At 36.7% G+C, this 21,149-nt stretch carries 22 protein-coding genes and 1 riboswitch; of the genes, 2 read left to right on the forward strand and 20 right to left on the reverse strand.

The genetic code is table 11. The features are described 5' to 3' along the window. Positions 1-29 precede the first annotated feature (29 nt). Both AC3EA5_RS12695 and AC3EA5_RS12700 read right to left on the reverse strand, forming a co-directional pair. Complete coding sequence (locus AC3EA5_RS12695; RefSeq protein WP_488608674.1) at positions 30-1,472, reverse strand: RecQ family ATP-dependent DNA helicase; 1,443 nt, start codon at positions 1,470-1,472, stop codon at positions 30-32. Next, complete coding sequence (locus AC3EA5_RS12700) at positions 1,462-2,505, reverse strand: YpbB family protein (protein ID WP_488608675.1); 1,044 nt, start codon at positions 2,503-2,505, stop codon at positions 1,462-1,464. Before AC3EA5_RS12700 ends, AC3EA5_RS12695 begins: the two co-directional genes overlap by 11 nt. Before the next feature lie 108 nt (positions 2,506-2,613). Here AC3EA5_RS12700 and AC3EA5_RS12705 point away from each other — a divergent pair, with 108 nt between their 5' ends. Continuing rightward, positions 2,614-2,862, forward strand: coding sequence for a ferredoxin (locus AC3EA5_RS12705; RefSeq protein ID WP_394187503.1), 249 nt, complete (start codon positions 2,614-2,616; stop codon positions 2,860-2,862). A gap of 124 nt (positions 2,863-2,986) precedes the next feature. Here the strand turns inward: AC3EA5_RS12705 and AC3EA5_RS12710 are convergent, their stop codons facing one another. The 12 genes from AC3EA5_RS12710 to AC3EA5_RS12765 form a co-directional block, all read right to left on the reverse strand. Next, a complete protein-coding gene (locus AC3EA5_RS12710; RefSeq protein ID WP_394187502.1) occupies positions 2,987-3,565 on the reverse strand; it encodes an ECF transporter S component in 579 nt (192 codons plus the stop codon). Positions 3,566-3,717: 152 nt separating this feature from the next. Beyond that, positions 3,718-3,850, reverse strand: a riboswitch (FMN riboswitch). A 76-nt stretch (positions 3,851-3,926) separates the two neighbouring features. Further along, positions 3,927-5,168 carry a hypothetical protein gene (locus AC3EA5_RS12715; protein ID WP_488608676.1) on the reverse strand — a complete coding sequence of 414 codons (1,242 nt, stop codon included), beginning with the start codon at positions 5,166-5,168 and terminating at the stop codon, positions 3,927-3,929. Then, a complete protein-coding gene (gene sigX / locus AC3EA5_RS12720) occupies positions 5,155-5,697 on the reverse strand; it encodes an RNA polymerase sigma factor SigX (protein ID WP_488608677.1) in 543 nt (180 codons plus the stop codon). Before sigX ends, AC3EA5_RS12715 begins: the two co-directional genes overlap by 14 nt. 46 nt (positions 5,698-5,743) lie before the next feature. Beyond that, entirely contained in the window at positions 5,744-7,525 is a 1,782-nt protein-coding gene (locus AC3EA5_RS12725; protein WP_488608678.1) for an ATP-binding protein, read from the reverse strand. After that, entirely contained in the window at positions 7,518-8,234 is a 717-nt protein-coding gene (locus AC3EA5_RS12730; RefSeq protein WP_488608679.1) for a response regulator transcription factor, read from the reverse strand. The genes AC3EA5_RS12725 and AC3EA5_RS12730 overlap by 8 nt, the downstream gene beginning before the upstream one ends. Before the next feature lie 100 nt (positions 8,235-8,334). Further along, positions 8,335-9,519: a c-type cytochrome biogenesis protein CcsB gene (gene ccsB, locus AC3EA5_RS12735; protein WP_488608680.1), complete on the reverse strand. Its 1,185-nt coding sequence runs from the start codon at positions 9,517-9,519 to the stop codon at positions 8,335-8,337. Continuing rightward, positions 9,516-11,174 (reverse strand): cytochrome c biogenesis protein ResB, encoded by a 1,659-nt coding sequence (gene resB / locus AC3EA5_RS12740; RefSeq protein ID WP_488608681.1) that lies wholly within the window; start codon positions 11,172-11,174, stop codon positions 9,516-9,518. The genes ccsB and resB overlap by 4 nt, the downstream gene beginning before the upstream one ends. A 12-nt stretch (positions 11,175-11,186) precedes the next feature. Beyond that, positions 11,187-11,723 (reverse strand): thiol-disulfide oxidoreductase ResA, encoded by a 537-nt coding sequence (gene resA, locus AC3EA5_RS12745; RefSeq protein ID WP_488608682.1) that lies wholly within the window; start codon positions 11,721-11,723, stop codon positions 11,187-11,189. Between the two features lie 106 nt (positions 11,724-11,829). Then, on the reverse strand, positions 11,830-12,564 hold the full coding sequence (locus AC3EA5_RS12750) for a pseudouridine synthase (protein ID WP_488608683.1): 735 nt from the start codon (positions 12,562-12,564) through the stop codon (positions 11,830-11,832). A 93-nt stretch (positions 12,565-12,657) separates the two neighbouring features. Next, a complete protein-coding gene (locus tag AC3EA5_RS12755) occupies positions 12,658-13,650 on the reverse strand; it encodes a D-alanyl-D-alanine carboxypeptidase family protein (RefSeq protein ID WP_488608684.1) in 993 nt (330 codons plus the stop codon). 20 nt (positions 13,651-13,670) lie between these two features. Next, a complete protein-coding gene (scpB, locus tag AC3EA5_RS12760; RefSeq protein ID WP_488608685.1) occupies positions 13,671-14,261 on the reverse strand; it encodes an SMC-Scp complex subunit ScpB in 591 nt (196 codons plus the stop codon). Continuing rightward, a complete protein-coding gene (locus AC3EA5_RS12765) occupies positions 14,242-15,021 on the reverse strand; it encodes a segregation/condensation protein A (protein ID WP_488608686.1) in 780 nt (259 codons plus the stop codon). The genes scpB and AC3EA5_RS12765 overlap by 20 nt, the downstream gene beginning before the upstream one ends. Before the next feature lie 57 nt (positions 15,022-15,078). Between AC3EA5_RS12765 and AC3EA5_RS12770 the strand changes: the two genes are divergently transcribed. After that, positions 15,079-15,591 (forward strand): DUF309 domain-containing protein, encoded by a 513-nt coding sequence (locus tag AC3EA5_RS12770; RefSeq protein WP_488608687.1) that lies wholly within the window; start codon positions 15,079-15,081, stop codon positions 15,589-15,591. A 420-nt stretch (positions 15,592-16,011) separates the two neighbouring features. On the opposite strand, the gene AC3EA5_RS12775 is transcribed toward AC3EA5_RS12770, so the two are convergent. From AC3EA5_RS12775 to AC3EA5_RS12800, 6 genes are all read right to left on the reverse strand, one after another. After that, positions 16,012-16,356, reverse strand: a complete 345-nt coding sequence (locus tag AC3EA5_RS12775; protein ID WP_394187489.1) for a GNAT family N-acetyltransferase — start codon at positions 16,354-16,356, stop codon at positions 16,012-16,014. A gap of 178 nt (positions 16,357-16,534) precedes the next feature. Next, positions 16,535-17,863, reverse strand: a complete 1,329-nt coding sequence (lysA, locus tag AC3EA5_RS12780) for a diaminopimelate decarboxylase (protein ID WP_488608688.1) — start codon at positions 17,861-17,863, stop codon at positions 16,535-16,537. A gap of 71 nt (positions 17,864-17,934) precedes the next feature. Beyond that, the gene (locus tag AC3EA5_RS12785) at positions 17,935-19,389 is read right to left on the reverse strand and encodes a spore germination protein (protein ID WP_488608706.1); all 1,455 of its coding nucleotides are present in this window, start codon (positions 19,387-19,389) and stop codon (positions 17,935-17,937) included. Further along, positions 19,386-20,168, reverse strand: coding sequence for a SigF/SigG family RNA polymerase sporulation sigma factor (locus tag AC3EA5_RS12790; protein ID WP_488608689.1), 783 nt, complete (start codon positions 20,166-20,168; stop codon positions 19,386-19,388). Before AC3EA5_RS12790 ends, AC3EA5_RS12785 begins: the two co-directional genes overlap by 4 nt. Beyond that, positions 20,165-20,617 (reverse strand): anti-sigma F factor, encoded by a 453-nt coding sequence (gene spoIIAB / locus AC3EA5_RS12795; RefSeq protein ID WP_394187486.1) that lies wholly within the window; start codon positions 20,615-20,617, stop codon positions 20,165-20,167. Before spoIIAB ends, AC3EA5_RS12790 begins: the two co-directional genes overlap by 4 nt. Continuing rightward, entirely contained in the window at positions 20,607-20,963 is a 357-nt protein-coding gene (locus AC3EA5_RS12800) for an STAS domain-containing protein (RefSeq protein ID WP_394187485.1), read from the reverse strand. The genes spoIIAB and AC3EA5_RS12800 overlap by 11 nt, the downstream gene beginning before the upstream one ends. Positions 20,964-21,149 lie beyond the last annotated feature (186 nt).

The raw sequence follows: 21,149 nt of genomic DNA on the forward strand, positions 1-21,149 counted from the left end.
GACGAAATATGTAGAAAAAGTAAATGCACCTAAGGTTGTTCTATGTTAAAAATGCGTGCTAATCTTTCATTCCAATTGAGACCATTGTCACTTAACACCTCAATAGACCTTGTCCTTAACACCACATCATCTTTCACTCCACATACAGTACAACAGTTACTAGGGGTATTCGTTAATATTTGTCCAAAAAATGACACTAGTTGATGCCGGATGCACTTACTATTTGTTAATAATTCTTTCATTAAATAAATCTGTCGTATTTTTTCATGTCTCAAATTTCCCATAATCTGAACCGTTTCATCTTCAGAGTGTTTTTCTAACCAATAAGTTAAAATACGATACATCGTGTCACTTAATAATCCATCATCAACTAATGTTTTGGGATTGGCTTGTTGTAAATAAAGGTTGATTTGAGACCTATCAGGAAAGTCATTTGTCGAAATAAATATGGTCATATCTTCATCATCTGAGGAAAAAAACAAGGTAGCAATAGCGTCTTTCCCATCACGTCCGGCGCGCCCTACCTCTTGTGAGTAACTTGCAATCGAGGATGGAATATGATCATGAATGACTTGACGTATATTGCTTTTATGTACACCCATACCAAAAGCATTTGTTGCACATACCCATTCTAATTCCTGGTTTGCAAATTGTTGTTGAACCAATGTCCGGTCCATTGGTTCCATTCCAGCGTGATACGATGCTGCTCGAAAGCCCGCTTCATTTAATTTCACGGCATATTCATCCGCTTTTTTTCTCGACTGCGTATAAATAATTCCCGGGCCTTCATACGTAGTGATTTGTTGCAGGATCATCTCATATTTTTCATCAGCATGTTGGGTCTGAATTGCCTTATATCGAATATTTGGACGATCTAATGATTGAATAACGGTTTTAGGTTGTTTTAAGTGCAAAAAATGAGAAATATCGTCTAAAACCTTAGACGTTGCCGTTGCAGTTAACGCTAAAATAGGTGGTCTGTCCCAATTTCGAAACGCGTCACCTAATCTTAAATAATCTGGTCTAAAATCATATCCCCACTGTGAAATACAATGTGCTTCATCGGCTACAATTAATGAAATTGGTGTTTGAGTTAATGCTGACAACACTTGTGGCTGCATGAACATTTCTGGAGAAATGAATATGAATTTATATGTAGATAACTGGGTCAATATTTGTTGTTTCTCATTTGGTAATAAAAGTGAATTGAGTGCGATTACTTTTTTTTCACCAAACAACTTCATCTGCTCAACTTGATCCTGCATAAGAGAAAGTAAAGGAGAAATGATCAGTACCGGATGAGGCATCAAATAAGCTGGCAATTGATAGCATAATGATTTTCCCATCCCTGTGGGTAAAATGCCAATTACATCGACCTTTTCTAAAACTGCTTTAATTATTTCTTCTTGACCTACTTTAAAAGAATGATAGCCAAATTTCTCACTCAGAACTTGATAGATTTCACTTGTCATTCTTCTCACCTCTACTTGCTAATAATAATCTTAATTGGAAAAATGATAGCTGTGGAAACTGTTCTTTTAAAATAGACAACTTATGTGAAGATGTCGTTTGGATTTCTCGTTTTAAATCATCTATGTTTTCATTCGGAAAAAACATCAACCAATTTATCCATACGCCATTCATGGCCATTTCCACAAAATGATCTTCAATTGTACTTTGTTTCAAATGACGAATACTTGAAATAGCTTGTAACGAATTTCCGGCAGCGTATAGTTGTGCAGTTTTAGAAGCAGATTCGGTTAAAGGATTTATCGCTTGAACGCCCTCAGCTAATGAATGAAGAATGGGATATGTATTTTTTGAACAGATTTCGTTTAGCATTTGATGTAATCCTTCTATAAACAGTAATTGAACATCTATTGGCTCGTATTTAACATCAAAAGAAAGTTGTTGCCAAGTAAGACCAGTTACTTTAAATCCACTTAATCGAAAGACAATTAATTGACGATGAGTTTCTGTTAAATGTGCTTGATTTAAACATCTCTCCATTTCCTCATACACTTTTTGAGCATATTCTGGCGATTTATATGGAACTTTTAACATAAAACTACGAATCCATCTTTGAATTTTTTCGTCTTTTTGAACAGGGATAAAATTCATAGATTGTGCCTTCACATGTGAAAGAGTTTGTACTAATAAAGATAGCCTTTGAAAAAACACCATTTCATTTCCGCGATACAACCATCCGTTAATGGCTAGTGGCTCTAGTTTATCTTTAAAATGAATGCCCTTTTCAGTTATTGTAGGTATATTATTCTGGTCAATTTCTAGTAACTGATATTGAATCATTTTTTCGACAATGTGATTGTATTTATTTTGAGAGAGTTTAGGGAAAATTGAAAATGTGTCTGTTAAGCCATAACTTTTCACATCTTGAATCGTTTGACCTGATTTTTTTCCTCTTAGAAGATGAAATGGAGCAGAAATTGTACGCTCTCCATTTAAACGATCAATCATTTTTAAAAGAATTTGTTCAAAAAGCACGTAACAATCCTCCAATTGAAGAGTTTTTAGGTTGAAAAGTAGGGAAAACATGATTAGAATGAAAACGAAAGCTTTTACAAGCGAACGGATATAAAGGAGAGGAACAAAATGGCGAAGTATACAATTGTAGATAAAGATACATGTATAGCTTGCGGAGCATGTGGCGCTGCAGCACCTGATATTTATGATTATGATGACGAAGGGATTGCCTTTGTTATTTTAGATGATAACACGGGAACTACACAAGTTCCAGACGAATTAGAAGAAGATATGCAGGACGCTTTTGAAGGATGTCCAACAGACTCTATTAAAGTTGCTGACGATTCTTTCGATGGCGATGCACTAAAATACGAATAAAAGCTGCGGAGCAAATCCGCAGCTTTTTTATTTGTACTTTTTACAAACCCTTCCTGACCTCTTACTTTTAAAAGCAATGAATCTTCAGTAGTCAGTCTGTAGGAAAGGCATGATTCGTTCTTATTTATGAAAATTGTACACGTTGTTTGTCTAACCATGTTTTCATTGTTTTAAATAACATGAATACTACGGCTGACAACAAAATGCCTTTGATTAAATTAAACGGTAAAATTCCTAGCACGATTGTATCTCTCATAGCAGATCCAGTTAGTGCTGGTGCATTTAAGAAGTACGTATACATTGGTAAAAAGACAAAATAGTTAAGAACACTCATACCAATTGTCATCGCTAAAACGCCAGCTACTAATCCAATTAATAAGCCTTTGCTACTAGAAATTTTACGATAGATGGCATAGACAGGAAGCATAAACAGAATGCTCGTTGCGAAATTCGCCATTTCACCCACTGGAACCCCTGTAGGACTTCCACTGAAAATCCAATACAAGACATTTTTAAATAAAGCGACTAAAATCCCAGCGACTGGCCCCATTGTAATGGCCGCAATTAATGCTGGTACATCACTGAAATCCACTTTCAAAAATGGTGGTAAAGCAGGTAATGGGAAATTCAATAGCATCAATACGAATGAGATACTACTTAACATTCCGATTACGATCATCGATCGTAGTTTGTTGTTCTTCATGTAACTCTCTCCTTTTGCGATTCACTCCACAAGAAGAAAAGTTCGTTCGTTTTGTCCCATCAAAATACCCCTAAGCCGTTATCGCTTAAGGGAGTAGAAAGGCGCACTTAAATAGGCGTCTCGTTAAATGACAGAACGAAAAACGACCGCACCTTCACCTTCTCCCATCCAGACTATACTGTCGGCTTTGGAATCGCACCAAATCCTGCCTTACGGCTCGCGGGCTTAAGAAAATTATTTTCTATTACCGCCGATCGGGAATTTCACCCTGCCCCGAAGATGAATCAATATTTACTTACATAGACTACTATAAGAAAAAATAGACCATTTGTAAACTACTTGAGCCTACAAATGGTCTATTTTATTGTATGTTTTCATAATACATTTTGTTCGGTCCTATTGGTATTGGCATTGGTTTAGTAAAATCAAAGCCATTCCAATTCGATTGAACAACATTTTCAAACTGAATGGACTGTTGAAAACTTCCACCAGTTAACAAAATCCCTTCAATCAAATGCGTAGCTACTTTAGGATCCATTGCCTCTAAATCTAATGGTTCAGCAAACGTAATTCGCACCACTTTATCTTGTTCTTGAACTTCATATTTAACGCCTCTTGGTATTACAGTTGTATATATATCATTTGGTTTAGTTTTCATTGCTTCTAAAGCTTCAGCAATAGTTTCAAATGATTGACCAAAACTTGGGCTCAAATATTCACGACCATCCGCAGAGGTAAATAAATAATAATTTTTCATTAATTTATCTTTTGTTAATGTCATAGGTTCTTTTGGTTTTCCTACCTGGTCAAATTCGACAGTTGAACCGTCTTCATTTTGAAAACGAATCTCTTTGTATTCATCGAAAGTATACTTTAATGAAGAACCATACACTTCTATTGTTCCACTCGCTAAATCATAGTCGTGATTTTCAGGTAACACATGAATTATTGAATCTTCCTCTGTTGTGAATTCACCCTTATAAGGATGATATTCAGAAAAACCAAGCGCTTCTTCATTAATTAGAGGTGCATACTGTTGATAAACTTCAAGCTGAGATGGCGTATCATTTGCAAAATCATTTTGAATCATCTCATTTGGTATTAAAATTGTCACAGGCACACTATTTGCTTGGTCTCCTGCAAGACCAATTTGAAATGGTGTATAATTTTGGACATCTTCTTCATAAACAGCTTTGCTGAATTCCATATCACTTGAACCCATCGCTATTACAGGTTCTTCATTGGAATTGTCTAAAGTACTCATTTCACTACTTGTTTCAGCCTCTTCATTCATTTTCAGCATGCTTGAGCTTTCGTCTGCATTCGTTGAAGCACTTTCTTTGGCATCATGTTGAACTGCCATTTCATTTTTTGATGAAGAGTTATTGATATAAGTTACTCCAAGTAATGTTAAGGTGATCATTGCAGCGACACCAACTGCTGGAGGTGCCCAATACTTACGTTTCTTCTTAGGTATTATAGATGCATCAATTTCTTGCTGTAATCTTTTGAAAACATCTTCTTTCGATCTTGAATCACTTGGTTTGGGCATTTGGCTAAGTAACTGTTCAATTTTTTGTTCATTCCAGTTATTCTGACTCATGTTGAACGACCTCCCCTCTTACATGCCCAGTTAATTTATCACGTAATTTATGAATGGCTCTATGTTGTGTCGTTTTTACTTTACCTTCGGACCAACCCAATATCTGGGCAGTTTCAGCAATAGATAGATCTTGGAAATACCTCATGATGACGACCATCTTTTGATCTCCCGTACATTCATCTAATGCTTGCAACAAATCCTTCATTTCATCATTCATGACCGCCAGTTCTTCAGGCAAAGGACCTATCGAAGGAAGTTCTTGAGTTTCCCAGTCAAAAAAATCAAACAAATGTTTTTTTCGGACAGCTGTTTTGCGGAAATGATCAATCGCTACATTTTTAGCAATTGAAAATAGCCATGTCTTTTCAGTGCTTTTCCCTTCAAAACGACTGTATGCCTTTAAAACTCTTACATAAACTTCATGCATTAAGTCTTCTGCGGTCTGTCTATTTTTCACCAAATAAATTAAAAACTGAAAAACGTCCTGGTGAAACTCATCATACAATCGATTGAAAACGGAGTCATTCATATACTCCCCCCGTTCATAATAGTAGTCGTGTAATGGGTGTGAAAAGTTACACGTTTTTTATCGGTAAATTAAATTCAAAAGTGGTTCCTACTTGTTCTTCGCTTGTCACCCAAATTGTCCCATCATGTGCTTCTACCATATTTTTTGCTATCGCTAAGCCTAACCCAGTGCCACCCTTACCTCGAGTACGTGATTTGTCAGCTTTGTAAAAACGTTCAAATACAAAAGGTAAGTCTTCCTTTGGAATGCCAGACCCTGTATCTTGAACCGTAATTTTTACAAATGCATTCTCTTGTTCGACAAGAACGTTCACTTTTCCTTCTTGAGGTGTATGACGAATGGCATTATCAATTAAGTTGGTTAGCACCTGTTCAATTCTGTCTTCGTCTATTTCAACCTTCAGTTCATCTGATACAGTTGATTCAAATGTCAAATGTATCGATGATTCCTTAGCCGTTTGAGCAAATTTTTGTGTAATCCTTCTGATGACTGACTCTATAGACACATTTTCTTTATATAACCTCATACGACCAGACTCCATACGTGCAAGATCTAATAAGTCTGTAACTAAGCGTCCCATACGTTGAGATTCTTCGTAAATGATTTTCATTATTTCGCGTTGTTCTTCTTCGGACGTAACCAAATCATCCACAATTGCTTCACTGTAACCTTGTAACATCGCAATTGGTGTTCTAAGTTCATGAGAAACATTGGCAATGAAATCTGATCTCAACTTATCCAGTTTATGCTGCTCTGTCATGTCACGCAAAACTGCTACTGCTCCACGAACAGAATCACCGCTGTATAGCGGACTAATAGATATAGCATAATAATTACCTTGCATTTCAAGTTCTTCATTAATTTCTTCTTCTAGGTGAAGAACATGATCTAACATATGATCCATTTCAACAGGGATTGGTTGCCCTTTTGTCGTACCAATTTGGAAAAACCATTTTTGTAATAGCTTTTCAGCTTGCGGGTTACTTAATAAAATCGTGTGATCACGATTAAAGGTAATCACAGCATCTGTCATCGATGTTAATATACTCGACAGTTGTTCCTTTTCTTGATTAATTACTTCTAAATGATGTTTTAATTGTCTGCCCATCTGATTGAAAGCTGTTGCTAATTGACCAATTTCATCATTTTGAAGTGATGGCAATTTGGTATCAAAATTTCCTTTTGACAATTCGAATGCAGCTTCACGCATTTTTCGTAATGGCGATGTAATACGTGTAGATAAGAAAAACGCAAAAAACGTCGTTAAAATAAATCCGATAAAGGCAGATAAAAATACGATGTTTGTCGTTTCTTTTGTTGTTTGGTGAATTACATCTAAGCTTTGGTAAATAAATACCGCGCCATGCAATTCATTTTCAACATTCAACGGGCTAGCCAAAACAATATATGATTCCATTTGATTTTCGTTCTTAATAGATGGCAAAATCATTTCTTTAATAATTGGTTCAGAGGATTGAAACACTTTTGAAAGGTTTTGATCATTTATTAACGCTTGTTGAATCTTTTCCCCATTTAACCCCTCATGTAAGGTAAGTGAAATTTCTTCAGGTTCTTTTGCAATAATTGCATTTGTTTCAGGGCCTAAAATTTCCGAAATAATCATTAGTGATGAGTTGACGGTTTCGTGTTCATCCACAATACTCGCTATGGTTGTGGCTTCTTGGCGTAAGGAGGCTTCAGCTTGCTCACTATGATAATTACCTAAAAATTCAAGGATTAAAATGGTGATGATAAACAATACAAAACAAACGAGAAGCAATATGGTAATCCATAGCTTCCCGACAACACTGTTCCATATTCTATTCATTGATAACCTCGAATTTATACCCTACGCCCCAAACAGTTACAATCATTTTTGCAGCTTTTTCAGAAACTCGATTTAACTTCTCACGCAAGCGTTTTACATGAGTATCTACTGTACGCAAGTCCCCAAAGAAATCATAATGCCAAACTTCCTTCAAAAGTTGCTCACGATCAAATACTTTATCAGGTGCTTTAGCTAGGAAATAAAGCAATTCGTATTCTTTCGGAGTCAAATTCACTTCAGTCCCATCCGCCGTCACCCTGTGTGCATCATGATCTATTGTTAAGTGTGGAAAGACCACTAAATCTTTTGATACTGATGTGTTTGATACAGGTGCAAATGAAACCGATCTTTTTAAAACCGCTTTCACTCTTAATACGACTTCTCTAGGACTAAAAGGTTTAACAATATAATCATCAGCGCCAAGTTCAAACCCTTGTACTCGATTTGCCTCTTCACCCTTAGCTGTTAATAAAAGAATCGGTGTGGCTTTATGTTCACGTAACTCAGCAATAACTTCCATACCATCTTTTTCTGGCATCATCACATCAAGAATAATGGCATGGTAATCTTTTTCGATTGCCTTTTCGAGTGCTTCTGCACCATTTTCAGCTTCATCTACTTCGTACCCTTCACGTTCTAGATACATTTTTAATAATCGACGGATACGATCCTCATCATCTGCTACTAATATCGTTATATTCTCTGACATTAAAATTACTCCTTTCGTGCCTATCACTACCATATATTGTACAAGTTAGACATCCAAAATGAAAGAAAAGCCTTCTCCTCAGAAGGAAAAGGCTTGAAAATTAAGCGTACGAATGTAATCCTGCAATAATTAAATTAACGGCAATTAAGTTAAACATAATAATGATGAAACCAATCACTGCTAACCAAGCAGATTTTTCACCATGCCATCCTCGAGATAATCGAAGATGTAAAAATGCTGCATAAAATAACCACGTGATAAGAGCCCATACTTCTTTTGGATCCCAGCCCCAGAAACGAGACCAAGCTTCCTGCGCCCAAATCATAGCAAATATAAGAGCACCCAGAGTAAAGACCGGGAAACCAATTAATACTGCACGATAACCGATTTCATCCATTAAGCTCGAATTCGCTTTTTTCACTAATGGTTGAAGTAAAGCAGAAATTGACTTTCTAGCAATCAGTCTAATCAATCCATATAGGATTGTACCGAATAGAAACGCCCAAGTTACTGTCGATAACTTCTTCGCATTAATGATAGGGGGCATTTCCGCTAATGGTTCCATCTGATTGGAAGTCAATGCTTTATATTCATTCATCCCAAATAACGGAGGTGTGTTATACGTAATTTGACTGTCTTTTCCTTCTTTATCAACATACGAATAGGAAGCTTCGTAATCCATTACAGAAAAAGTAGTAGTAGAAGCTACGAAACCAAGCACTAATACGAGTGTAAACATAACAGCTTCTAACCAAAATCTTTGTTTCGTGCGTTTCGTAACATCGACATGTTTTAATAAATAAATTAATCCTGCCACAGCACTAATAGCTAAAATCGCTTCTCCAAGAGCTGCTGTTATTACATGAACGTATAACCAGTAACTCTTAAGAGCCGGGATTAACGGGTTTAATTCACGCGGGAACATACTTGCATATGCAATAATGATAACCGCAATTGGTAGCGCAAATAGTCCAAGCATAGGTGTTTTATAAATAAAGTAAATTAATATAAACGCACCCACCACCATCATGCCAAAAGCAGTCGTAAATTCAAATAAGTTACTAACCGGAGCATGTCCAGCTGCAATCCAACGAGTGATAAAGTAGCCTAAATTTGAAATGAATCCAAGTATGGTAACAAGAATCGCTAATTTACCCCAACGCATTTCAGAAGCACCAGATTCAGACTTCGATCCCTTTACTGCTCCACCAAATAGCAAAGTAGCGACGAGATAACAAACAAAGGCAAAGAATAATAGATTTCCACTAATTTCTACAAGTGTCATGACAATGTTTCACCTTCCTTTTTATCAACTTCAGAATCTATATCTTGTTGATCGGTATATCTTGGTAAAAGTGCAGCCTCAGTAACTTGGTCTAATTCTTTTTTAATAGCAAACCAGTTTTTATTCGTATGAGCTGCAATGGCAATTTCACCATTTTTTGTTTCATGAATCCAAATTCGACGATGATTGAAATAAGCTCCTTGCACGACACCAATCATAAAGATTAAACCACCAAGTCCTAAAATCCAAAGTGTTTTATCTTTACGAATCGTTAATCCAGAAACGTCACGCGTTTCAACATTTTCAAATGCTAGTTTGTATTCATTTTCACCAAGCGGTTCAACCGTTTGTTTAATGGCTACAAAGCTTGTCTCTCCTTCAGGTGTATCAGGAGTAATCATTTTAATTAAAAATGCTGGGTTGTTTGGCAAAGGAGACTTTGTTTGAGGCTCTCCATTTTCAAAACCACTAAAATCAGGATAATACCCCAATAGTTCTACAGAAGTACCTTCTCCTAAGTCATACTGATTTTCTGGATCGATTAAATCAATTGACACATCACCAAGCGATTCTTCTGTTTGTTTATTGATTAAGTTAAAATTCATTGTTTTTAGTTCGTCTAATCTGAAATCCATTTGATAAACGGCAAACCCGTCAAATTTTAATGGCTGATTTACTTGAATAGACTCTTTTTTAACTTCTTTTAGATTTTTTGTGTCACCAGGTAAAGCATTCTCTGGATTTTTATATAACACAACATCGGTTTGATAATTAGAAGCAATCGTTCCAACTCGCTCAATCGCGTCGCCAAATACTTCATCCGTTTGGTCTTTATCATATGTTTCTAATGTGAATTCTTTGCTCTCAAGGTAGTACCCTCCAGTTTCAGGAATGGCACGTGTCTCTCCTTCTCGAATCCACATCGTTTCATCCACGTAGAATCCAGGAAGCGAACGAAGCATTACGGCACCTAAGAATATAATTAGTCCCGCATGATTTACATATGGACCCCATCTAGAAAATCGCCCTTTTTCGGCAAGTAAAGCTCCATTTTCACGTTTGACATTGTATCGCAATGCTTTTAATTTCTCTTCACTTTTAACAAACGTTTCTTCGTTTAAATGATTTTCACCAACACCATAAAGACGCTGACGTTTCATAAAGCTTTCGTGTCTTCTTGTTCTTTGTTTTTTCAAAGATTTATACAAAGGGATGACACGATCTAGACTTGCTACGATTAATGAAATACCAAGCATTCCAATTAACGTTTGGAACCACCAAGAACCATACAAATCTGAAAGACCTAGTTGGTAATAAAGCTTTCCAAACGTACCATATACACGCTCATAATAAGCCGCAATATCACTTTCAGTTGTTGCAGGTACGTAAAGAACTTGAGGTAAAATCGTTCCTATAGCGGCTGCAACTAATATAATCACGATAAGCCAGATACCGACTCTCACACTTGAGAAAAAGTTCCAAATCTTATCGATTACTGTTTTATTGTAGGTTTGAGATCTTCTTGCAGAACCTTCATAACGCATATCCACCATTTTTTGGTTTTCAGCTTCTGCCGTAAGAGGTCTACCACAATTCCCACATAACACTGTTCCTTCTGGATTTTCATGCCCACAAGCACATTTAATGTTGTTCATATGATTGACTCCTTATTCAGGTTTAATCTGCTCCATAAAAGTAGCGATATCCTGTTCTGTCATTTCTCCAGTAATAATGCGTTCAATTTTACCTTCAGGGTTCACTAAAATAGTTGTTGGAAGAGGATCCACATTATATGTGTGCATGACACTTTTCGTACGATCTAAAACAACTGGGAAATCCAACCCATATTGATTAGCAAATTTTTGGACCTCGAAATTAGATTGCGCAATATTAATAGCAAGAATTTGAACACCTTGGTCTTTATATTCTGCATATTGATTATTCATGGCTGGCATTTCTTTTGCACAAGGTTTACACCAAGTTCCCCAGAAATTCAAGAATACACCTTGTCCTTTATAATCAGATAAACGATGCTCCTCACCATTTAAATCTTCCAAGGTAAAATCAGGTGCTTCATCTCCAACACCTAAAATTTGAGTTCTTTCCTTCGTTGCATTGGAATAAATGGTGTAGATAATAGCTGCAGCTAAAACTGTAAGAATGACAGTTCTTAAAATAAATCTTTTTTGTTTCGTCTGTGTCACTTTGTTAACCTCCTACAAGACGTACGAATGTAAACTTATTATAACAAAGAAAAAATCGTACTTTGCCTATACATTTGAAGGGTTTGTGAACGTTTAGTTATTTAAATCAAGAGCCTATTTTCCCTGTTTCAGCTTGAACTCGAAGTAATTTCACTTCGTGAGAAGTAAGCTCGCGAGATTCTCCTGCATTTAGGCCGTGCAGATTTAAAAAGGCAAAACGTTCTCTTTTTAGTTTTTGAACGGGGAAACCGATCGCATCAAACATACGACGCACTTGGCGGTTTTTCCCTTCATGTATCGTAATTTCAATAATAGCTTTGTCCGCTTTTTTATCTGAAGAAAGCATTTTAACTCGTGCAGGAGCTGTTTTGCCATCTTCTAACACGACACCACGTTCAAGTGGTCGCAATTGTTCTCTTGTCGGTATGCCTTTAACACGAGCAACATACGTTTTATCAATTTTAAATTTCGGATGTGTAAGCATATATGAAAAATCACCATCATTTGTCATCAAAAGAAGACCAGATGTTTCATAATCTAAACGACCAACCGGGAAGATTCTTTCAGGTACGAAAGGAAATAAATCCGAAACGGTTTTTCTTCCTTTATCATCCGTAACAGCTGAAATAATACCTCTAGGCTTGTACAATAAATAATACACCTTTTGCTCTTTTTCCAACTTTACTCCTGCTACTTCGATGGTGTCTGATTCAGAAACCTTCGTTCCTAATTCTCTAACAACTTTCCCATTAACTTGTACTTTTCCTTCAAGTATTAATTGTTCTGCTTTTCGTCTAGATGCTACACCTGCGTGGGCTAGCATTTTTTGTAATCTTTCCATGGTTTCACCTCATTATAATTGCTTTCTAATTAAAAAAAGTATGTCACACTTTCAACCAAATTAAAAGAAGACCGCTTTTAGAAAAAGCAGTCTTCATCTACGATTCCGCTCAATATGCACTTGTTGTGAATAAACAGGTTTTCCATCTATTTGAACAGTCCATTGACCCGTTCGAATTCCATTGTGTGATCGATTTAACAAGACCACATGCTGTACCTGTTCTTTATCTTTAACAATCAAATGAATTGGCTTATTTAGCCGGACAACTAAATCACCTGGTAAGTCATATGCACCTTCTTGAACTAATTGTACCATATTATATTGTTTAAACGCTCGATCAGCTAGTTCTTGATGGGATTTCCAATCATTTGAATCATTCAGCGTCACAACAATAATTTCTTGCTCGTCTTTTTTGAAGTATGTAGCAAGCGTTCTCCCCGCTGCTTTTGTATATCCTGTCTTTCCTGAAATAGCTAACGAATTTGAACGGACGAGTTTATGTTTGTTTTCCCAGTGTACACCTTCGCTTCGATAATAATCAGTGCTCATAATTTTTTTCAGTTCTGTATTCCCCATTGCATTTTTCAACATTAGAGCTGTATCAAAAGCCGTAGAGAGATGTTCTTCATGATGAAGACCAGATGGATTTCTAAAGACAGTTTGTTGAAGTCCAGCGATTCTTGCTTTTTCATTCATCAAATCAACAAAGCCTTCGACAGACCCGCCTACATGCTCAGCTAACGCTACAGCTGAATCGTTTCCAGATCGAAGCATAAGACCGTATAACAATTTTTCAATTCGTTGATTATCGCCTGCTTTTAAATAAATGGAAGATCCCTCTTGGGTAGCTGCATTAGAAGAAATTTGGGCTTCCTCTTTCATATTCACTTCTTCTGCAGTGACATAAGCCGTCCAAATTTTGGTTAAACTCGCAATTGGCATTTGTTCATGAGCGTTACTACCAAATAGCAATCGACCTGTATTCGCATCAATAACCGCATAAGAAGATCCATACGCTTCCGTATTGGGACTGACATAAAGGAACATAAGAACTACTAACAAAAAAATAGAGAAGATTTTTTTCAAGCATGAACACCTTTCGTTTTTTAATCTTGTTGATCTCCAAACGTTTCTTGAAACTTCGTCATAAATAAATCCGTTTGCCCATCGTCTTCTGAGTCAACCACTTCATCTGGTAAAGGCGGTAGCTCTTGTAAGTTCATTAATCCAAATGCATTCAAAAATTCATTTGTCGTTCCATATAGAATTGCTCTACCCGTCCCTTCAGCTCGACCAACTTCATGAATCAAACCTTTGGCTACTAATGTATGTATTGGTCTTTCACTCTTAACACCTCTTAAATCTTCCACTTCAATTCTCGTAATCGGTTGTTTATAAGCAATGATTGCTAATGTCTCGAGTGAAGCTTGAGAGAGTGATTGATTTGTAGGATTTTCAACTAACTTTTGAATAATTTCAGCATTCTCTTTTTTAGATATTAACTGATAGGTTCCTGCTAACTCTTTTATCTCAATTCCTCGTACCTCAGAACTAGCATAGTCGTTTTGAAGGGCTTTAATCGCTTCGATCAGATCCTTCGAATTTTCTTCAGTAATAATTTCTAATTGTTTAATTGTCAGTCCATCATCGCCTGTTACGAAAAGTAGACTCTCTATTTTACTCATCAACTGTTTCAAGAGATTCATCCTCCCACTTTTCAATCAATAGTTGTACGTCTAAATCTTCAAAGTTCTTTTGTTGGGAAACGGTAATATACTGTCGCTTCATTAACTCCAGAATGGATAAGAATGTTACGACCAACGTTGTTTTATCATGCACTGGAAAGAGGTCACTGAACGAACAACGGCCTCCTCTTGTTTTAAGTGTGTGAAAGACGGATTGCATTTGATCTTTCACGGAGAGTTCTTGTCGTGCAATCTTTGTTGTAAGTGGAGCTTTTAAAACATTTCTTCTCAGCATTTTTTGAAAAGCACCAAGCATATCATAAACATTTAATGAATCATCAAAAAAAGATAGCTGAGATATTTGTTGAAGATCTGTCAAATCACTTGGAGGTCTTGTGAAATATTGTGCCCGAGTTTGCTCCAGTTCTTGAAAAGTTTCAGCAGCTTCTTTATATTTTCTATATTCGATTAGACGACTAACCAGCTCGTCACGCGGATCTTGCCCTTCCATTTGAAGGTCGAGATCGTCCACTTCTCCTTCATGGATTGGTAATAACATTTTACTTTTTATAGCTAAGAGTGATGCGGCCATGACCAAATATTCACTTGCTTCATTCAATTCCATTACCTGCATTGCACGTATGTGGTCCATATATTGAACTGTCAGTTCTGCCATTGGAATATCATAGATATCAATTTCCAAACGATGTATTAAATGCAATAATAAATCGAGAGGACCTTCAAACGCCTCTAATCTAACTTTGTAAGACACAGTCTCTCCCCCTAGCAATATATAATCAAACTTTAGTATAGAGGAATGGTGAAAAGAATGCATCCGTTGTTTCATCCACTTTTTTTGCAATTTATTCTTTATTTCAATGAACAACAAGATTATTTTGAATGTCATGAAGTATTAGAGGAGTATTGGAAAAGTGTTTCACCGAATGATAAGTCACATGCTTTAACTGCGTGGATTTTACTTTCAACAGGAATGTACCACTGGAGAAGGAATAACAGAGCGGGTGCAAAACGGTCATTAGAAAATGCACAAAAACGATTTTCATTGGATCTAACTAGTGAATATTATAGTGGAATAGATATGGCAGAAATGCATTTGAACTTAGAAAATTCTATTGCCCTCATTAATCAATCAAAAGAGTTTAAACCGTTCACCCTTTCGATCCTTTCCGATGAGTTAAATCAACGGATTCAAAAGCAACAGATGCCGTTAGCCTTAATTGGTGAAGAACTTATACACAAACATATGCGAAGAGACCGCAGTGAAATACTAAAAGCTAGAGAAGAAAAAATGAAGGGTTGTTCCAAAAGTCATGAAAAGTGACTTTAGGGACAACCCTTTTCTATATAAGAAATGGAGGATTTTCATTGCGGTGGACGCTTTCCGGGGGGCACGGCTTTAGCCGCTTCCTTCGCTTCGCTCAGTCCAGGGTCTTCAGCTCGTGCTGTTCCCCCCTGGAGTCGCCACCTCCATTAAAATCATCGGTCATAAAAATATTTTCATAAACAACTATATATGTACATCATAAATTATCATTGGCATACCCCTGATTTTATTCTATTTAGTAAACTGCTTTTTCTAGTTGACACTAGACTAAAGTGGAAGACTTATCAAAACCTCTGTTTTTGGTTCAGAATCGCTTTACTTACTTCGAAATATATAATTTCCTTAAAACTGAAATCATTGCATTAAAAAAGGGACCACCACTCAGTCACTAATGACTTAGCAGTTAGTCCCTTCTTTTTAGTTCATGCATTTATCAATGAATGGCTTAGTAATTTCAGTAGAAGTTACGACCGTACAAGGTAAAAATTGTTGAACACTGTTCACCATTGCTTTGCCTATACCATCTCCACGATGTGACGGATTAACCGTAATGTGCTGAATCACACAAACGTCTTCAACGGACTCTACACCTATTAAGCCAACAAAGTCTTCTTCTTTTTTCCACATGAATAAATGCCAATTCGGATTTGTCTCATATAATTGCATGGAAACCTGCAATTTTTTCAAAGCTTTTTCCTCTGGCATAAACGATAAAAGACCCATCGCTATTTTTTCACATGTTTTTTTATAACGTACTAGCATATTTGATATCCCTCATTTTTGATCCCTTTAAGCACCATGACAATCCTACATGATAAAGAAAAGAATTTCAACTAAAGTTCCATTCATTAGCGATTTGGAGCAATGAAAACCCAATATATAATACCCCATATTATCGCGATTAAACCTATAAATATGAACAACATGACATTTTGTTTTTTCATTTTGCACCACCAATTGAATCATCGTATAAAGAAACATCTAAACGTATTAAATCTTCTAATGATTCTCTTTTAATGACTAAACGATGGTTTCCATTTTCAACAAAAACAACAGCTGGTTTAGCAAGACGATTGTAGTTACTTGCCATAGAATAGCCGTATGCACCGGTGCAAAAAACAGCTAAATAATCACCTGCATTCGCTTTAGGAAGATTAATTTCTTCAATTAATTTGTCACCAGATTCACAGCATTTCCCTGCAATCGTATAAGTTGTATCGGCCGTAGAAAGCATATTATTGGCAATCGCTGCATCATATTTAGCTTGATAAAGTGCTGGTCGAATATTGTCTGACATTCCTCCGTCTACCGCTAAATAGGTACGGGTTGATGGAATCTCTTTTTGAGAACCTATTGTATACAACGTAGTTCCAGCGTCACCAACTAACGAACGACCTGGTTCAATCCAAATCTCCGGCATTGGATAATCGACTTTACTTAACTCATCTCTGATCGTTTTAATCATATCTTCAACATATACCGATGGCTCTAGCGGATCATCTTCTTCGGTATAACGAATTCCAAATCCTCCGCCTAAGTTAAGAACCTCACATATAAAATCATCTTTTTGATGCCAATCCTTCATTTTATTCATCAGTTTTTTAGCGGCCAATGAAAAAGCAACGGTATCAAAAATTTGAGAACCTATATGACAGTGCATACCTAATAGATGAATTGATGAATGGTCTTTTACTGATTGAAATGCTTGATCAGCTTGTCCATTCATTAAGTCAAATCCGAATTTCGAATCTGCTTGACCTGTCGTAATATAGTCATGTGTATGGGCTTCAATTCCAGGAGTAACACGTAGTAAAATTCGCACCTTTACGTTTTGTTCACTTGCGATTGCTTTTAAACGATCGATTTCATGGAAATTGTCTACAACAATACATCCAATTTTGGAAGTGATGGCAAACATAATTTCTTCATCACTTTTGTTATTTCCATGAAAATGAATTCGTTCAACCGGGAAACCCGCACGGATTGCCGTAAATAGTTCTCCACCTGAAACAACATCTAAAGATAGCTTTTCTTCAGCTGCAAGTTGGTACATTGCAATACTTGAAAAAGCTTTACTAGCATATGCAACTTCTGCTTTTACGTTTGCTTTTTTAAAAGTTTGAATAAAAGCTCTCGCTCTTTGTCGAATTAAAGAAGTGTCATAGACAAATAACGGAGTACCATATTTTTTAGCTAGTTCAACAGTGTCAACCTGTCCAATTTGTAATACGCCTAAATCATTAATTGATTGCGTTCCATATAAATGCATCTTCATCTCTCCTGGTGATTTTTCAATATATGAACCTTACCATAGGAAAAGACTTAGATGCAATGTATGGACTACGATCTTTTACGATTAGGAGACTGAACAATAAATGGCCTTAATGCACCTGAAGATATCGGAAACCTCACTAATATTCGGCTAAATGCTTTCGGGAAAAACGGGACGAGTGGCCATAAATATGGGACGCCCATAGGTTTTAAAGAAGATAAATACATAAATAATAGGAGTAAACCTACAAAGTAACCTACTCCACCAAATATTGCGGTAGCAACTAATAACATATTTCTAAAAATCTTCGTTGCAACGCTGAGCTCATACGAAGGAATAGCGAAAGTAAAGATAGCGGCAATTGCCGAGTAAAGTACAACCTCAGGAATAAACAACCCCACATCAATAGCGATTTGACCAATAATAATAGCAGCAACTAATCCCATAGCGGTAGACAAAGGTGTAGGTGTGTGAATGGCTGCCAACCTTAAGAATTCTAGTCCTAAATCCGCAAACATAAGTTGTAAAAACAAAGGAACTTCAGACATTTCTTTCGGTCCAATAAATGCAAGGAAATCTGGTAAGTGGTTTGACTCTTTTACGAGCAAATACCAGAATGGCAAAAAGGTTAAACTCATCCAAAAACCAGCCATTCTAGTCAATCGGACAAGCGTACCAATTAGTGGTGCTTGACGGTACTCTTCAGCATGTTGTAAATGATGAAAAATGGTCGTGGGTACAAGTATGACCGAAGGAGAAGTATCAACGATGATGGCAATATGTCCTTCCAGCAAATGAGCAGCACAAGTATCAGCACGCTCGGTGTATCTCACAAAAGGGACCGGATGGAATTTTTGTTTAAAAAGCCACTCTTCTAATGATTTATCTGTCATTGTCATGCCATCGTGATGAATTTCTTTTAAGCGTTTTCTTAGGTAATTAAGATGCTCTTTACTTGCGAGACCTTTTATATACCCAATAGCTATATCTGTTTGACCCCTAGTCGAAATTTTAGTTAGCTCAAATCTTAACGAAACATCTCGAATTCTTCTTCGAATCAAAGCTGTATTCTGCAATATATTCTCTGTAAATCCATCCCTTGCTCCTCTAATGACCTTTTCATTATCTGGTTCTTCAGGCTGTCTTCCAGGATAAGATCGAACATCTATGCTAAAAACAAACCCCTGTGAGGTTACAACTCCTAATTGACCACTTAATATCGCAGATACCCAGGCATCCTTAGAATCGTAAATTGTTACGGAGTGGTATGGAAAACAAGTGTTCATCGCTTCAAACTCGTTTAACTCCTGTTTCCTTCGTAATTGATTCGATGTAGGCTGTGTCAATGTCAGTAATTGAGTTAACATACTGCCATCGATTAAGCCGTTCATATAAATCAATAGAGTGGGCATGGACCAAATATGCATGTCCTTAATGCCCACATCAAAGCTTTCGCCATCACCAAATTGGTCTTTAATAAAATTTTTAGCAGCTTCAATATCTGTAAATAGAGACTGTTTTATCGGAATTCATCCTTTGCAGTTGTCTGTTTTGGTAACAACCAACTCTTAAGCTGTATCAATATTTTCTTTTCCAGTCTTGACACTTGAACTTGTGAGATCCCTAACCTTTCAGCAATATCACTTTGTGTACAATCTAAGTAATAACGCAAGTAAATGATCATTTGTTCACGTTTGCCTAACTTTGAAATAATATCCCGAAGAGGTATGTGGTCAAATGACCGCTCTGACCTTTCATCTCTAATCTGATCCATCAAAGTTAAAGCATCGCCCTCACTTTCAAATAATTGCTCATGCAACGAGGCTGGATCTCTTAAAGCATCCGAAGCTAAAACGATTTCATCCATTGTTACTTCTAACTTTTCAGCAAGCTCAGTTAATGTTGGTTGTCTTTCATGCTGCCTAATGAAATCATCTGTAGCATGACGTATTTTAAAACTCAGTTCACGGATGGAGCGGCTTACCTTGACCATTCCATCGTCTCTTAAAAATCTTTGAATTTCTCCAATAATCATTGGAACCGCATACGTTGAAAACTTCACTTCATACGATAAGTCGAACTTATCCACAGATTTCATTAATCCGATACATCCAATTTGAAACAAATCTTCTAAATCGGCTCCCCGCGAAGCAAATCGTTGCACAATTGACCAAACAAGGCGCGTATTTCCTTCAACCATTGTTTGTCTAGCTAACTTGTCTCCTTGTTGTGATGCATAAATAAGTTCTCTCATTTTCTCCTGTGTCAACAACACGGGTTGTTGTTCAATCGGGGCTGTCATCGTTCACCCATCGTGATTTTAGAGTGAATGGGTGAAAAATCTTTTGAAAAGGTAATCGCAGTTCCTTTCTGAGGTTCTGACCATACCGATAAATGATCTGAAAAACTTTCCATAATGGTGAAGCCCATTCCAGAACGTTCTCTTTCAGGTTTAGTCGTGAACAAAGGTTCCATGGCTTGTTCTAAATCGGAGATTCCACGACCTTCATCGCTGATTGTCATGGTGATTTTTCTTCCATCTCTTTTCGCTCGAATCGTCACGATTCCTTGAGCGTCCTCTTCGTACCCATGAATGATTGCGTTTGTAACCGCTTCTGAGACGATTGTTTTAAACTCAGCAAGCTCATCAATCGTAGGGTCTAAAGATGCGATAAAGCTGGTCATAACCATTCGCGCTAAACCCTCATTTTCACTAATGGCAATAAACGATAGCGTCATTTCATTGTCCATTTAAAATCCCCCCTAACGCATCAATTGTTTCTTGTTCTGTTGTTTCCCAAACATATGATCCCAAACCAGAATATTGAAAGATTTTTTTCATAGTTTCAGATGGATGCAAAATAACCGTTTGACCATTGGAAGGTACAAAATCTCTCATTCTTCCTAAAATTAAACCAATCCCTGAACTGTCCATGAAATGTAACTCTTGTAAATTCCAAATAATTGCCCTTAACTTACCTCTGTATAAAGATTGTGATATTTCTTCACGAATTAGTTGTGTCGCATGATGATCCAATTCACCTCGTAACCGGATAATGGCGATGCCGTCTTCGACAAATAACAGTTGATGTTTCATTTCTCATCCTCCTTTCGGTGTTTATTCGAGGTGATTAATCGTTATTCCTTCGCGTTGACAAATAAAGTAAAAACTTCTTATTTATCGACAAATCCTGCACATTGCCACCACCCCTAGTATGGAAAATCTTTCTTACATTTAAACAACCCAGATAAAAAAAGACCTTCTTTTTTTAAAAAAGAAGAT

The sequence above is a fragment of the Paenisporosarcina sp. genome (assembly GCF_057785155.1).

Coding starts and splice junctions, on each gene's coding strand:
- AC3EA5_RS12790 (WP_488608689.1), bottom strand. CDS start 20,168: ATGACAGCCCCGATTGAACAACAACCCGTGTTGTTGACACAGGAGAAA.
- AC3EA5_RS12730 (WP_488608679.1), bottom strand. CDS start 8,234: ATGTCAGAGAATATAACGATATTAGTAGCAGATGATGAGGATCGTATC.
- AC3EA5_RS12750 (WP_488608683.1), bottom strand. CDS start 12,564: ATGGAAAGATTACAAAAAATGCTAGCCCACGCAGGTGTAGCATCTAGA.
- spoIIAB (WP_394187486.1), bottom strand. CDS start 20,617: ATGGACAATGAAATGACGCTATCGTTTATTGCCATTAGTGAAAATGAG.
- sigX (WP_488608677.1), bottom strand. CDS start 5,697: ATGAATGACTCCGTTTTCAATCGATTGTATGATGAGTTTCACCAGGAC.
- lysA (WP_488608688.1), bottom strand. CDS start 17,863: ATGCATTTATATGGAACGCAATCAATTAATGATTTAGGCGTATTACAA.
- ccsB (WP_488608680.1), bottom strand. CDS start 9,519: ATGACACTTGTAGAAATTAGTGGAAATCTATTATTCTTTGCCTTTGTT.
- AC3EA5_RS12705 (WP_394187503.1), top strand. CDS start 2,614: ATGGCGAAGTATACAATTGTAGATAAAGATACATGTATAGCTTGCGGA.
- resB (WP_488608681.1), bottom strand. CDS start 11,174: ATGAACAACATTAAATGTGCTTGTGGGCATGAAAATCCAGAAGGAACA.
- AC3EA5_RS12725 (WP_488608678.1), bottom strand. CDS start 7,525: ATGAATAGAATATGGAACAGTGTTGTCGGGAAGCTATGGATTACCATA.
- AC3EA5_RS12695 (WP_488608674.1), bottom strand. CDS start 1,472: ATGACAAGTGAAATCTATCAAGTTCTGAGTGAGAAATTTGGCTATCAT.
- AC3EA5_RS12775 (WP_394187489.1), bottom strand. CDS start 16,356: ATGCTAGTACGTTATAAAAAAACATGTGAAAAAATAGCGATGGGTCTT.
- AC3EA5_RS12800 (WP_394187485.1), bottom strand. CDS start 20,963: ATGAAACATCAACTGTTATTTGTCGAAGACGGCATCGCCATTATCCGG.
- AC3EA5_RS12715 (WP_488608676.1), bottom strand. CDS start 5,168: ATGAGTCAGAATAACTGGAATGAACAAAAAATTGAACAGTTACTTAGC.
- AC3EA5_RS12710 (WP_394187502.1), bottom strand. CDS start 3,565: ATGAAGAACAACAAACTACGATCGATGATCGTAATCGGAATGTTAAGT.
- AC3EA5_RS12770 (WP_488608687.1), top strand. CDS start 15,079: ATGCATCCGTTGTTTCATCCACTTTTTTTGCAATTTATTCTTTATTTC.